We start from the raw sequence: 12,821 nt of genomic DNA, 5'->3' as shown, positions 1-12,821 counted from the left end.
TAGGCGCAAATGAGTAGAACAACTCAATATTTTAAAAACTATTAGTTGGAACTTGAATTGTTTGTAGAACATTAGGATAAAGCACAAATAAATAACTTGTAGCTAAACCGGCTAATAGACCAAATAAATGTGCTTCCCAGGACACTCCTTTATCTCTAGGAAAAATACCAAAAAAAATACCTGCAAAATAATAGAGACTAATGATCCCAAGGATTATTGTCGTTATTGTGCCAGTTTGATAGATATTACTAACTAAAAACCCCCAATATCCAGTGATTAGTCCGCTAGCACCTATATGTATACCAGGTTTAGCGAAGCACCATATCGCAATTCCGCTTAAAACAGTAATCAGTATGGTAACAACAAGAAAGTAGTTAAGTCCATTAATTAAAATGAAATTACTTAAAACGAGCAAGGGAATCGAGTTAAAAAATATATGGTTGAAATTTGAGTGCAAAAGCGGGGCAAATAGAATACCAGGTAAGCCACGAAGATGCCTTGGAATAATGCCCAGGAATAAGATTTTTTTGTAGACTTGGCTCACAAAGAAAAAAAGCCAGGGAATCAACAAAATAATCTCTAGAATGGGAATATTATTTTTTGTTTGGCTTAAAATCCAATAAAGACTATTGTTTAATTCTTCAAGCATTTTCTACTCATTTATTTGGGTGATTTCGCAGGTTAAATTACCTTGTGCCAAGCGTATATCGATTGTCTCGCCAATCGTTACTTGTTGGCTCGAAAACAATACTTTATTTTCTTTCGTTGCAATAGCATATCCTCTATCCAGTGTAGCCAAGGGGCTGACTGCATGCAAGGTAGATAATTGGGTTCTTAAGTGATATTGAAGTTGATTGATCTTATTCTGTATGTTCTGGATTAATTGGGTTGATATTTTTTCTAAAAGAACCTGTGTTTGTTTGATTTGTGTTTTGGGATTTTGGACATTCAAATGATTAATGCACAGATGGAGTTGATGTGTTTTTTGCTTGATGATGGAGCGCATGCAAGTAATCAATTGTCGTTCTAGGTAGTCAGTGGTTTGCCAATGACTGGCAATTGCTTTTTGTGGTGACGATATTTTATCGATTAAGTGATGCAATCTAATTTGGTATTTTTGCAAAAATCGGTGCATTGCTTCCGACAAACGAGAGATGGAATGATTTAATAATTTAAACAACTCATTACAGTCGGGTGTTACTGCTGTAGCTGCGGCGGTAGGTGTTTCTGCTCTGTAATCCGCTACAAAATCGGCAATTGTAAAATCTGTTTCATGGCCCACGCCAGATACAATAGGTACTGAGCTATTTGCAATAATTCGTGCCAATTGCTCATCATTAAATGCCCATAGGTCTTCAATGCTTCCGCCTCCGCGTGCAAGCAAAAGCACATCACATCGTTTTTCTGCATCCGCACGTTTTAATGCGTTGATCAGTTGTTGTGCTGCGCCAGCACCTTGAACTTCACTTGGATAGATGAAGACCTCAGCTAATGGGAAACGTCGCGCTAGAGTGGATAATATATCGCGAATCGCAGCCCCTGTTGTTGAAGTGATAATCCCAATTGTGCGAGGCATGGCAGGAATGGGTCGTTTTTTTATTGCATCAAATAAACCCTCAGCTGCAAGTTTGTTTTTTAATTCTTCAAAACGTTGGTAAAGGGCTCCTAAGCCCGCTTCAGTAATTTGTTCTACGATTAATTGATAATCACCTCGTGCTTCATACAGACTTAATCTTCCACTAGCAACTATATGTTGGCCATCACATAATTTGTTTGCAAGTCCATTGGCGTGGCGATTTTTAAAGTAAACAGCACGAATTTGGGCATGATGATCTTTTAATGTAAAATAAAAATGTCCAGATCCGGGTTTACTCAAATTAGAGATTTCCCCTTCAACATGAACTGTACCCAGTTCGTTTTCTAGATAAGATTTAACGTGTCGGTTAAGTTGGCTGACAGTAAGAATTGCATTTCTTTTTTCCACGATCAATTTGTACATGCTCCTTAAAATGATAAACAAGATAAACTAAATATGGTTCGCAGAGTAACAAAATTAATAACTTACATATAGTAATGAAAGAATTTAACTTCATTTCAACCGATCTTGGCAAACCTTCTAAGAATAAGCTATGATCCTCGCTTTAAAAATTAAGAATAAAAATAAAATGAACTCATTTCAAAATAGAAAATTTAGTGTTTTCAGCTCATTTTTGTTTTTACTTATTACCATAAGTATGACGGGCTGTGTCGACTTATCAGGAGGTAGAGCTTCTGAGAAGAGACCAATACCTAAAATCGCTCAATCTGTGTTTCATAAATCCGAAACTCAAAAGAATGGGAAAACAACATCGAAGACAGTGAAAGTGAGTAAGTCACAACCTTATCATGGTGAAGTACATACTATGCTTGGGGGGCTTGGACTTTTTAGTACTGGAATGAGAACGCTAAGCGATAGTGTTATTGAAGAGTACAACGTCCCAGCTCCTAGCGATATGTGGTACAACGCAGGCAATGTAACACGTTCAATAGCTACCTATTATCAAAAACATCAACAGCACAGACCTATTATTTTAGTAGGACATTCTTTAGGTGCTAATGAACAAATCAAAGTTGCTCGTAATCTGGATAGAATGGGTATTCCTGTGGATTTATTGGTCACTGTGGATGCTGTATCACAGACAATTGTGCCACCAAATGTGAAGCATGCGATGAATTTTTATAAGCCTGGTTATGTTCCTATGTTTAGCGGTTTAAAGCTTAGAGCAGTAAATTCAGAGCAAACACGTATTGACAACATTAACGTGACTACGTTAAAAGGCATCGCAGTGAATCATTTCACTATTGATAAAGATCCCGTTGTACAAGCAATGATAATGGAAGAAGTAAAAAAGGTGTTGAGTAATGCAAATCAAGCAAAAGGGTAAAGAAAATTGTTCTCGTGTCTGCATAATTGGAGCCGGTCCAAGCGGTCTTGCTGCAATTAAAAATTTGCAAGAAGAGGGTGTAACCGATATCACGGTATTTGAAAAAAATAATCAAATTGGTGGTAACTGGGTGTATGATGAACGAAATGATCATTCCAGTGTATATGAAACGACTCATATTATTAGTTCAAAACGTTGGTCTGAATTCGAAGATTTTCCTATGCCAGCGCATTATCCTGATTATCCATCGCATACCTTAGTTTTAGATTATTTTAAGAGCTATGCGGATCATTTTGATTTAACTAAATACATTCGTTTTAACACGACTGTATTAAAAGTAGAACATAGTGATCACGGCCAATGGAAAGTTATTTTTGAAAATGAACAAGGTACTCATGAAGAGTTTTTTGATTATCTGTTAGTCGCTAATGGCCATCATTGGGATCCATGCATGCCAGAATATCCAGGTGAATTCTCTGGCCAGCTGCTTCATTCACATCAATATAAGAAAGCTTCTGTTTTTAAAGATCAACGTGTTTTGGTTGTAGGTGGTGGTAATTCTGCTTGTGATATTGCTGTAGAGGTTGCACGTGTTGCTTCGCAAATGTGTATCAGTATGCGTAGAGGGTATCATATTTTCCCTAAATTTGTATTTGGTAAACCAACCGATGATGCTGTAGCAAAAATTAGATGGATGCCTTCCTGGTTAAGACAGAAGTTTTTGAGTTTTTGTGCTCGGCTCTTGCAGGGAAGATACGCTAAATATAAATTAATGAAACCGGATTGTGGTCCTTTAGAAATTCATCCAACCATTAATACAGAGTTACTCTATTTTATTCGTCATGGGGAAGTGTTCCCTCGCCCAGGAATTACGCATTTCGAAGGAAAACGCGTCTATTTCACAGATGGTGAGTCTGAAGAATTTGATACGGTAATTTTTGCTACAGGTTATAAAATAAGTTTCCCTTTCCTCGATAAGGGAATTGCTGACTTTAGTAATTCAACTAAGATACCACTCTATCGGAAAATGATGCACCCAGACTACGATAATCTCTATTTTATCGGCTTGTGCCAGCCCCAAGGGTGTATTTGGCCGCTCGCGGATTATCAGTCAAAAATTGCGGCGCGCATTATTATGGGTACTTTAAAGCGACCGGATAAATTGCTTGAAAAAACACTTCAAGAAATGAATAAACCTCATTATCGATTTAAATCCCATACTCGGCATGCTGTAGAAGTGGATTATCATAAGTTTCGTCGTGAGTTATTGGATATGTTAGAAGCTTAATTGCGTCATCCCGGGTGAAGGCAAAGCGTTACCCGGGAAATCTATACTATGAAAATAATTGATCAAAATTTTCCTTCTGAAATTAAGTTAACTGATCTTGATAAAGAGATCTATGAAGAATTTTTGAAAATTTATCAAGATCTGAAAGTCTCTTCTGAGACCGCAGTAATTTTTGCTAACATTAGTTTTTTATTATCGAGTAAACAAATATTAGACTATTTGTTACGCCATCTTGAAGATGCTCTAAAAACCACCTTAAATCAAAAAAAATTATCGATAACTCCAAGGCGAAAATACTCTCAGATTAGCCATATTGGATTATCTTGGCCCTTACCCGAAGAAAAAACTGATGCGCGAGCCAACGATACAGGCCATGTTGTCAATGACACTTTGACTACTGAGGAGCAAAAACACAAAATAAACAGTGGTGGAGTGCCCACACTGTTAGGTTTTCTTCCTAACTCGTTGGCAAATGAGTTGGTGGAAAAACATATTTTGTGGAATGAAGATCCAAGAATAGCGCCACTCTTCTATCATGGTAAATTTACCCACAGGATTCAGTTTTATCTTATTATGAAGGCAATCGACCTTGGGTATATCAAATTCAATTCAGAAATAAAATCAGTTGTTGATATCTTAAATGTTCTAATTAATAACAAAAATAGTGTAGGAAACACTTTTTGGAATATACTGCTAGATAGTGTTGTTGTTCTTAGAAACTATGAACACATCCCTAATACCCCTAATCCTGCACCGCTTACATCGCGTGGTTTCCAACCTCAACTCTCTCTAATGAACGAATATCAAAATAAATATGTTTTTGGTATGGACCCCTATTTTTTACATTCTTATTTGCTATCTCATAATGTAGATCAGCATCCTATTTTATCTGAATGTTTAACAAGGCTTTTTTGTAAAACGGCGCTTGAAATCCAACAAATTGAAAAAGAATTAGGATATCAAGTTTATATTGATCGGCCATGGCCTCCCTCCCAAGCACCTAAACTCGTTCCAATTAAAGATTATTCTATTTCTGAGGTATTGAGCCGAATAGAGAAAGTATTTTACATTAACGGTGCTCATGTTATTACACCAGCAAATGTTTTAAGCCATCGAGAGGCCAAAAAAAAATCTATTCCACATGATATCAAAACTAAACTGAGTAATTTTTCAGGGGCATTTTGGAAGTCTGAGGATGAAAAGTTTTCTCTAGATTCTGGTGTGAATCAAGCAGGAATTGTTGAATACAGATAAGCTTAACAAATATTGCTATTTAATGAGGCAAGGTATTGGGCCTAGGGTTTAATTCTTTTTCAAGAGCTTTGCATTTAAACAGTCAATCTTCTTTAAAGAAAGAAGATTGACTGTTTAATACATTAGGAGGATGTGAAAGGCAACTTTTTTAGATAAGCTGACAGAATGATTAATTCCTGGATTCCTGCCGTTTAATTAATGCACCCATTAACTTTTCAATATTAGTTACATGCGGATTTTCTTGGAGAATCATAGCCTTAGTTCGTTCATCACAATATCCTTTTACTTCTTTATCCGGGAAAATATAGAACTTCTTCTCATTCACTTCATGTACAATATGTTCTGCAATATCCATAGCAGGGCGTGAATGTGATAAAAGAGATTTTAATGCTTCATGTAAAGAAGAACCTGCATTTGCTGTATGAGATAAAAGAGATGTGTCTGTAAAGGACGGAAAAACAACAGAAACATCTACGGGTTTTTTCATACGCACCAGATCAAAATATAATGATTCCGATAAAGCAAGTACCGCATGTTTTGACATGGAGTAACAGGCTGTTTGTGAACCGGTACATAATGCATATAGGCTCGCTATATTGATGATATGCGAATGAAAAGCTTGCTGAAATAAGTAAGGGGTAAAAGCCTGAATCATATGAATCATTCCATATAAGTTCACATCCATTACTCGCTGAATATGTTCTGGGTGCAAATCCCAAATAGGCTCTAATGGGCCTATAATCCCTGCATTATTGTAGATCCAATCAATACGACCTAACTTATTTTCAACCTGTTGTGCCAATTGTGCCACTTCATTAGCTTGTGTTACATCACAAGAAATTGCCAAAATCCGTTCTGGGAAGAGGGGTAATAGTCGTTCGGTTTCTTGTTTGAGTTTAATACCATCTTTATCTACCATAACTACAGTATGGCCTTGTTGTAGATTGACTTGGCTTAATGCTAAGCCAATTCCATTTGCAGCACCGGTGATTACAGCTACTTTCATTTTTTTTCCTTTTGCTATAATTTTTATAAATCTTACAAATATAAGGATGTTATCTTGAAAAACGACAATGAAATTCCAGAGCCTTATGAGTATCCTGAGCAGCCTGAAGAATATCCTATAGAACCAGAGCCTTATGAGCCGGATGATCCTGGATATCCTGAGCCTGAACCATCACAACCATCTGAGCCAAATTGGGAGTAGTTGTTTTGCATTTGTTCACATATCAATATAAAGTGATGAATGCTTTATAGCTTGGCTAAGGTATAAGCGCCATAACCCAAGCTACAAAGCGATAGCGCTTCCAAGTTAAGCTCCCTTTATAAGCTGATCCAGAGCTTTTCCTATATCCTTGGCCCTCATTAAACTTTCTCCAATGAGAAAGGTATTTATTCCGTGAGATTGCATCAAATGTATATCTGAATGGGTATTAATACCACTTTCGGTGATGGTTATTTTATCTTGGGGAATATATTGTTTTAATTGGATACTCAGTTGAATGTCTGTCTTAAAAGTATGAAGACTGCGATTATTAATACCTATTAATGGAGTAGGTAAGCGTACAGCACGCTCCAACTCTTCTTGGCTATGACTTTCTACAAGTACGGACAGTTCCAATTCATGGGCTAATTGGCAGAAGTCCGTTAACTGAACATCATCAAGTAAAGCAACTATAAGTAAGATGCAGTCTGCACCTAATGCCTGACTTTCATAAATTTGATACGGATCAAGAATAAAGTCCTTTCGTAGTATAGGGAGGCTGCAATGATTTTTTGCTAGAGCTACATAATCAGGATGGCCCTGGAAAAAATCAATGTCTGTAAGCACCGAAAGGCAACGTGCTCCATGTTGTGCATAGATTGTTGCAATCTCTTCTACATTAAAATCCTCTCTGATCAATCCTTTGCTTGGAGATGCGCGTTTAATTTCTGCAATAATTGCTGGATTGTTCTTATCTTGCAGGGCAGCGATGAAATCACGGCGATCCATAATGGGTTGTTGTGTTAATAAACTTAAGGGCTTATTTTTCTTAGCAAGAGCGACTTCTTCTTGTTTACGTTGGGCAATACGTTGTAACACACTATTCATGATGCGATTCTTTATTTAAAGTTTGAGTTAATTGACTAAGTTGAGTAAAGCATTGGCTGGCTTTGCCGCTGTCTATAACGATTTTGGCGTGTTCTAAAGCATGAGTAAAAGAACTATTTTCCTGAGCGCAGTATATTGCGGCGGCAGAATTTAATAAAACCATGTCACGAGCAGCTCCTTTTTTTCCGGAAAACACCTCTTGAATCAATTCTAAACTTTGAGAGGGTGAATCAACAATCACTTCATCTAAGGACTGATGTTTGATTCCGTAGTCTTCTGGAGTAATTATCCAGTGATGAAATGTTCCTTCTCGATACTCAATGACATCTGTAGGGGCTGCAATACTGATTTCATCTAATCCATCTTGAGAGCTAACTACCAAGGCTCTTTCGCTTCCCAAGTGAGCAAGTACAGAAGCTAAAGGTTTTTGCCAGGCTTTTGAAAATACACCTACTACTTGTTTTTTTACTCGCGCCGGATTGATTAATGGACCAAGTAAGTTGAACAATGTTCTAATCCCCAGTTGTTGACGCGCTGCTCGTGCGTGTTGCATAGCTGGATGATAGTGAGGCGCAAATAAGAATGCCAAGCCACATTGTTCAATACATGTTTGGATGTGCTGATCGGACAAACTTAATATAAAACCGGCTTGTTCTAATAAATCAGCACTACCACTACGACTGGAAACAGAGCGATTACCATGTTTTGCTACTGGGAATCCTGCTGCGGCTACCACAAAGCTGCATGCCGTAGAGACGTTAAATGTATTTTTTCCATCTCCACCGGTTCCGACGATATCAATTAAGTTAGTGCCTAAATCGATAGGGTGGGCTAATTGTTGCATGACTTCAGCTGCGGCTATTAACTCTTCGGTAGTTTCACCTTTCATGCGCATGAGTGCTAAAAATGTTGCGATCTGTACATCATTATATTGACCTGACATACACGCATGAATCACTGATTGCATTTGCTCAGGATTCAAATTTTTTTTTGCGATTAAGTGCTCAAACAGAAGATTGGGTTTCATATTTCAAGAAATTCTCTAATAATTGCAGTCCATATTGGCTTAATATTGCTTCTGGATGGAATTGTAGACCAAAAACAGGATATTGACGATGTGAAATTGCCATTATTGTATCATTTGCCCAGGCATCAATGGTGAAGCAGTCTGGAAGACTTTGTTTTTCTACCGCCAAAGAATGATATCGCGTTGCTTTGAAATGGTTCGGAATGTTTTTAAAAATTCTTTGTTGATTATGTTCTATAATTGATGTTCTTCCATGCATTATTTCTGGGGCGGGTATTATTCGACCACCAAAAACTTGAGCAATACTTTGATGTCCAAGACAAATACCTAAAATAGGGACAGTACGATAAAAAGTACGTATTACTTCCATGGAAATGCCTGCTTCATCTGGCGCTTTTGGCCCTGGTGAGATGACCAAGTATTGAGGAGCAAGTTCTTTTATTTGGTCTACTCTGATTTGATCATGCGTATAAACTAATACTTCTTCATTGAGGCATTGGAAATATTGTACTAGATTGTAGGTGAATGAATCATAATTATCGATAATGAGCAGCATGTTAAATCAAAATATTGGTTAGTGATGTAACCCGAGTGCAACGCAGTATAACCTAATGGCACTAAGTTAAGAATATTTTCCTATATTTTCTAGCTGCCTACGTCCCCGAAGTGTTCGCGGGATCCAGCTATGAAACCTACATTTGTTGGTTTTCGCGAATAACTCGCAGAACGTAAGCTCTGGGAAAATATGCTTAATTGAGTACCACGGCAGTATAACCCTGAGTTTACTGAATATACATTCCCGGGTTCCACTACGTTCCATCCAGGCTACTTCTTTATAAAGTGAAATCTTCGCCTAAATAAACTGCCCTGACTTGTTGGTTAGCTAGTATTAAGTCAGGGGTTCCTTCGCACAATATTTTTCCTTGACTGACAATATAGGCACGCTCGCAAATATCTAGGGTTTCTCTTACGTTATGATCGGTGATTAAAACGCCAATACCTTTATTACATAAATGTTGAATGATTCGTTTAATATCAATGACCGAAATCGGGTCGACTCCAGCAAAAGGTTCATCAAGAAGAATGAAGGAAGGCTCTATTGCAAGAGCTCTCGCAATTTCCACACGTCGTCTTTCCCCTCCAGAAAGTGCCATACCGAGACTTTTATGCAGATGTGAAATATGAAATTCTTGAAGCAGAAGATCGAGCTTTTCTTCTCGTGCCTGTTCGTTTAAATCAGGTCTAAGCTCTAGAATAGCCATGATGTTTTCTGCCACAGTCAGTTTACGAAAGACTGATGCTTCTTGTGGGAGATAGCTAATTCCCAGACGGGCTCTTTGATGCATGGCACATAATGTTATATCTTGATCAGATAAGAGAATTTGGCCTTCATCGCAGGACTGCAAACCGACAATCATATAAAAACATGTTGTTTTACCAGCTCCATTAGGACCTAATAAACCGACGCACTCACCTTTTTTAATATGGATACTGATGCCGTTAACCACGGTTCGTGATTTAAATGACTTTTTAAGATTCCGTACTTCCAATATGCTCATGATGGTTTCTTTTCTGGGTGATAAATAATAATTATTCTTTTACTGTCATCACCTTGAGACAGAACATGTTGCTTCACAGTATCATAACTTATTTTTGCAGCAGAAAAAGAGTTTTTTCCTTGTTCTACTCGAGCATTCCCGATTAGCTCAATCAGATGGCGTATTGGATAATATCTAATAGTGTCAGCATAAGCATGTACGGGAGGTTTTTGAGGATCCGTTATTGTCCAATAGTGTGCTTGTTTTTCTTTAGTTCCATTGGCTATAGCAACCACTAGTTGGTTTTTTTCATTCCCTATAGTCACGGCTTTATCGGCTTGTAGATTTGTTGTTCCTTGTACTAATTCAACATTGCCAATATAGGTTCCTTTATGATCTTGTTGGCTTAAGTCAGCTGAGTCTGCCATGACATGCATTACTTTTTCTTTATCTTCTGTTAGGGCATATGAAGAAGATGCGAACAAGAAAAAGAGGAGCAAACTGTAGTTAACCATTCGCTGGAACATAACTTCCTCTTGCTTGGTGGAGTAACTCTACTCTTTTCTCATCGAGATAAGCATTCATTCCAGTCGATTGTACAATGTTACCTGGTTGCTCGTATGTTACCAGCAAATCAGAACTTGCTTTCTTTTCTTTAGGGAAATAGGTTACTTCTTCTGTTTTTAAAGTACTTTCCTCGGCTCCTTTTTTTTGACGCACGACAACGTTGCCCGTAAAAGTGATTTGCTTACCACCTTCAAATGATTTGGCTTTGAGTGAGCTGATATCCCAGGGAGGTTGTTCTTCTTGACTTACAATAATATGTGGATTTTGTAATAAATAGACATTACCGTTTTGAATATGCTGCATGAACGGCGAGGTGAGTATATTAGCAATCGTCCCTTGCGGATTAAACTGACGCACTTTAACGTTAACAATAGTAGTATCTACTGAATTTGCCAAGGTTTCACTGTCTAGGCGAATTTTAATTGTAGAATGACTGTAATACCACCCTGAACAGGCCAGAGTGATTAAAGTAAAAAAAAGCCATATGAGTTGTTTTGTTGCATTCATTATTTTAGATAACCTGCTATAGCTGAATCCATCTTATTCTGTGAATTTAGAATGAGGTCACATAACTCACGTACCGCCCCGCGGCCTCCTGATAGTGTGGTTTGCCACATGGCAATTTCTTTAATTTGATGTACTGCATTGGCAACTGCGACACTAAGACCAACTTGCTGCATAATTGGGGCATCAGGAATATCATCACCAATATAAGCAAAATATTCATCTTGGAGATTTAATTTGCTTTTTAGTTGCTTGTATGTCTCTTGTTTATCCAATTGATCTTTATAGTAATGAACAATTCCTAATTGTTGCATTCTATGATCAACTACTGCATTGCGCGAACCAGTAATAACGGCGACCTCAATTCCTGCCGTCATCAGTAATTTTAAACCCACTCCGTCATGAATATGGAATGTTTTCTGTTCATTAAAGTGGTTATCAATATATAAGAGACCATCGGTAAGAACACCATCTAAGTCACAGATGAGGCATTTAATCTTCTTGGCTCGCTCAATTAATTTATTCATTTAAAAAACACCCGCTTTTAATAAATCATGAAGATGAAGAACAGCAGTAGGCCGTTTTTCTTCATCAATAACAATTAATGAAGTAATGCTGTGTTTTTGCATAATCGTCAAAGCCTCAGCAGCAAGTATTCCCATGGGAATTGTACGGGGATTACGCGTCATAACTTCTTTTATTGGCGTCGTATTAATGTCATATTGACGTGTTAGAGTGCGTCGAATGTCACCATCGGTGTATACCCCAACAAGGTACCCTTTGTTATCAATGACGCAAGTCATCCCCAATTTTTTATCGGTTACTTCAAGTAACGCTTCTGTTACAGTTGCATTTTCATGAATAAGGGGTAGCTGCACACCTTGATGGCAGAGCTCGTCAATACGCAACAGAAGTCGTTTGCCTAAAGAGCCCCCAGGATGTGACAATGCAAAATCTTCCTCACTAAAACCTCTAGCTTGCAACAGTGCAATTGCTAGTGCATCACCCATAACTAATGCTACAGTGGTACTGGTTGTTGGCGCGAGACCAAGAGGGCAGGCTTCTTGCTTGATACTGACATCTAAGTTAACATCGGCTGCTTTTGCTAAAGTCGACTCGGAATTTCCAGTTAGGGTAATTAAAGGGACTTCCAGTCTTTTTAACAGAGGAAGTAATGTAACTAATTCCAATGTATTGCCCGAGTGAGAAATGGCAATTACGGTATCTTGGCGGGTAATCATTCCCAGATCACCGTGACTTGCTTCACCTGGGTGCATAAAAAATGACGGGCTTCCTGTACTTGATAAAGTCGCCGCAATTTTATTCGCTATATGACCGGACTTTCCCATACCTGTTACTACGATCCTCCCGTTACAGGAGAGCAAGAGTTCACAGGCTTTTTCAAACCGATTATCGATTCGCTGGGTTAACTCAAAGACAGCTTGTGCTTCAGTTTCAATGACAGCAAGTCCAAGTTTACAAAAATTCATAGGCTATTGGATGTTTTTTTGTTTATTTTTCATTCTAACAAAAAAACATTTGAATATATAGAATTAAATACCCCAATTTTTTTTACGATCCAGTGTGGGGCTCAGGATAATTCAAAATACTATTTACCTTCAGGAGG

At 37.9% G+C, this 12,821-nt stretch carries 15 protein-coding genes; 4 read left to right on the top strand and 11 right to left on the bottom strand.

Features of this window, described 5'->3' with window-relative positions; translation table 11 throughout:
- Positions 1 to 31: 31 nt before the first annotated feature.
- Positions 32 to 649: a rhomboid family intramembrane serine protease gene (locus ACWTEW_RS08160; RefSeq protein ID WP_454781202.1), complete on the bottom strand. Its 618-nt coding sequence runs from the start codon at positions 647 to 649 to the stop codon at positions 32 to 34.
- A gap of 3 nt (positions 650 to 652) precedes the next feature.
- Complete coding sequence (gene xseA, locus ACWTEW_RS08155) at positions 653 to 1,999, bottom strand: exodeoxyribonuclease VII large subunit (RefSeq protein ID WP_454781201.1); 1,347 nt, start codon at positions 1,997 to 1,999, stop codon at positions 653 to 655.
- 166 nt (positions 2,000 to 2,165) lie between these two features.
- On the opposite strand from xseA, the gene ACWTEW_RS08150 reads away from it, so the two are divergent.
- From ACWTEW_RS08150 to ACWTEW_RS08140, 3 genes are read left to right on the top strand one after another with little or no spacing between them, the layout of a single operon-like run.
- Complete coding sequence (locus tag ACWTEW_RS08150; RefSeq protein WP_454781200.1) at positions 2,166 to 2,924, top strand: thioesterase domain-containing protein; 759 nt, start codon at positions 2,166 to 2,168, stop codon at positions 2,922 to 2,924.
- Positions 2,902 to 4,212 carry a flavin-containing monooxygenase gene (locus ACWTEW_RS08145; RefSeq protein WP_454781199.1) on the top strand — a complete coding sequence of 437 codons (1,311 nt, stop codon included), beginning with the start codon at positions 2,902 to 2,904 and terminating at the stop codon, positions 4,210 to 4,212. The genes ACWTEW_RS08150 and ACWTEW_RS08145 overlap by 23 nt, the downstream gene beginning before the upstream one ends.
- Positions 4,213 to 4,260: 48 nt before the next feature.
- Positions 4,261 to 5,466 (top strand): LirA/MavJ family T4SS effector, encoded by a 1,206-nt coding sequence (locus ACWTEW_RS08140; RefSeq protein ID WP_454781198.1) that lies wholly within the window; start codon positions 4,261 to 4,263, stop codon positions 5,464 to 5,466.
- Positions 5,467 to 5,635: 169 nt separating this feature from the next.
- Here the strand turns inward: ACWTEW_RS08140 and ACWTEW_RS08135 are convergent, their stop codons facing one another.
- Positions 5,636 to 6,472 carry an SDR family NAD(P)-dependent oxidoreductase gene (locus ACWTEW_RS08135; RefSeq protein WP_454781197.1) on the bottom strand — a complete coding sequence of 279 codons (837 nt, stop codon included), beginning with the start codon at positions 6,470 to 6,472 and terminating at the stop codon, positions 5,636 to 5,638.
- Positions 6,473 to 6,526: 54 nt separating this feature from the next.
- Here ACWTEW_RS08135 and ACWTEW_RS08130 point away from each other — a divergent pair, with 54 nt between their 5' ends.
- Positions 6,527 to 6,673 (top strand): hypothetical protein, encoded by a 147-nt coding sequence (locus ACWTEW_RS08130; RefSeq protein WP_454781196.1) that lies wholly within the window; start codon positions 6,527 to 6,529, stop codon positions 6,671 to 6,673.
- A gap of 105 nt (positions 6,674 to 6,778) precedes the next feature.
- Here the strand turns inward: ACWTEW_RS08130 and trpC are convergent, their stop codons facing one another.
- From trpC to ACWTEW_RS08090, 8 genes are all read right to left on the bottom strand, one after another.
- Positions 6,779 to 7,558 (bottom strand): indole-3-glycerol phosphate synthase TrpC, encoded by a 780-nt coding sequence (trpC, locus tag ACWTEW_RS08125; protein WP_454781195.1) that lies wholly within the window; start codon positions 7,556 to 7,558, stop codon positions 6,779 to 6,781.
- Positions 7,551 to 8,585, bottom strand: a complete 1,035-nt coding sequence (gene trpD / locus ACWTEW_RS08120) for an anthranilate phosphoribosyltransferase (protein WP_454781194.1) — start codon at positions 8,583 to 8,585, stop codon at positions 7,551 to 7,553. Before trpD ends, trpC begins: the two co-directional genes overlap by 8 nt.
- Positions 8,563 to 9,141 carry an anthranilate synthase component II gene (locus ACWTEW_RS08115; RefSeq protein ID WP_454781193.1) on the bottom strand — a complete coding sequence of 193 codons (579 nt, stop codon included), beginning with the start codon at positions 9,139 to 9,141 and terminating at the stop codon, positions 8,563 to 8,565. Before ACWTEW_RS08115 ends, trpD begins: the two co-directional genes overlap by 23 nt.
- Before the next feature lie 277 nt (positions 9,142 to 9,418).
- On the bottom strand, positions 9,419 to 10,144 hold the full coding sequence (gene lptB, locus ACWTEW_RS08110; RefSeq protein ID WP_454781192.1) for an LPS export ABC transporter ATP-binding protein: 726 nt from the start codon (positions 10,142 to 10,144) through the stop codon (positions 9,419 to 9,421).
- Positions 10,141 to 10,650 carry a lipopolysaccharide transport periplasmic protein LptA gene (lptA, locus tag ACWTEW_RS08105; protein ID WP_454781191.1) on the bottom strand — a complete coding sequence of 170 codons (510 nt, stop codon included), beginning with the start codon at positions 10,648 to 10,650 and terminating at the stop codon, positions 10,141 to 10,143. Before lptA ends, lptB begins: the two co-directional genes overlap by 4 nt.
- The gene (gene lptC, locus ACWTEW_RS08100; protein ID WP_454781190.1) at positions 10,631 to 11,197 is read right to left on the bottom strand and encodes an LPS export ABC transporter periplasmic protein LptC; all 567 of its coding nucleotides are present in this window, start codon (positions 11,195 to 11,197) and stop codon (positions 10,631 to 10,633) included. Before lptC ends, lptA begins: the two co-directional genes overlap by 20 nt.
- Positions 11,197 to 11,721, bottom strand: a complete 525-nt coding sequence (locus ACWTEW_RS08095) for a KdsC family phosphatase (protein WP_454781189.1) — start codon at positions 11,719 to 11,721, stop codon at positions 11,197 to 11,199. Before ACWTEW_RS08095 ends, lptC begins: the two co-directional genes overlap by 1 nt.
- Positions 11,722 to 12,684 (bottom strand): KpsF/GutQ family sugar-phosphate isomerase, encoded by a 963-nt coding sequence (locus tag ACWTEW_RS08090; RefSeq protein WP_454781188.1) that lies wholly within the window; start codon positions 12,682 to 12,684, stop codon positions 11,722 to 11,724.
- Positions 12,685 to 12,821 lie beyond the last annotated feature (137 nt).

Source organism: Legionella stuttgartensis (genome assembly GCF_977063405.2).
The sequence above is the reverse complement of the archived record's forward strand: the minus strand, read 5'-3'. Positions and strand labels throughout refer to the sequence as shown.

Bases quoted from the DNA above. Each gene is read 5' to 3' on its own strand.
- lptA (WP_454781191.1), bottom strand. From the start codon at position 10,650: ATGTTCCAGCGAATGGTTAACTACAGTTTGCTCCTCTTTTTCTTGTTC.
- ACWTEW_RS08145 (WP_454781199.1), top strand. From the start codon at position 2,902: ATGCAAATCAAGCAAAAGGGTAAAGAAAATTGTTCTCGTGTCTGCATA.
- ACWTEW_RS08095 (WP_454781189.1), bottom strand. From the start codon at position 11,721: ATGAATAAATTAATTGAGCGAGCCAAGAAGATTAAATGCCTCATCTGT.
- trpD (WP_454781194.1), bottom strand. From the start codon at position 8,585: ATGAAACCCAATCTTCTGTTTGAGCACTTAATCGCAAAAAAAAATTTG.
- ACWTEW_RS08135 (WP_454781197.1), bottom strand. From the start codon at position 6,472: ATGAAAGTAGCTGTAATCACCGGTGCTGCAAATGGAATTGGCTTAGCA.
- trpC (WP_454781195.1), bottom strand. From the start codon at position 7,558: ATGAATAGTGTGTTACAACGTATTGCCCAACGTAAACAAGAAGAAGTC.
- xseA (WP_454781201.1), bottom strand. From the start codon at position 1,999: ATGTACAAATTGATCGTGGAAAAAAGAAATGCAATTCTTACTGTCAGC.
- ACWTEW_RS08115 (WP_454781193.1), bottom strand. From the start codon at position 9,141: ATGCTGCTCATTATCGATAATTATGATTCATTCACCTACAATCTAGTA.
- ACWTEW_RS08090 (WP_454781188.1), bottom strand. From the start codon at position 12,684: ATGAATTTTTGTAAACTTGGACTTGCTGTCATTGAAACTGAAGCACAA.
- lptB (WP_454781192.1), bottom strand. From the start codon at position 10,144: ATGAGCATATTGGAAGTACGGAATCTTAAAAAGTCATTTAAATCACGA.
- ACWTEW_RS08160 (WP_454781202.1), bottom strand. From the start codon at position 649: ATGCTTGAAGAATTAAACAATAGTCTTTATTGGATTTTAAGCCAAACA.
- ACWTEW_RS08150 (WP_454781200.1), top strand. From the start codon at position 2,166: ATGAACTCATTTCAAAATAGAAAATTTAGTGTTTTCAGCTCATTTTTG.
- lptC (WP_454781190.1), bottom strand. From the start codon at position 11,197: ATGAATGCAACAAAACAACTCATATGGCTTTTTTTTACTTTAATCACT.
- ACWTEW_RS08140 (WP_454781198.1), top strand. From the start codon at position 4,261: ATGAAAATAATTGATCAAAATTTTCCTTCTGAAATTAAGTTAACTGAT.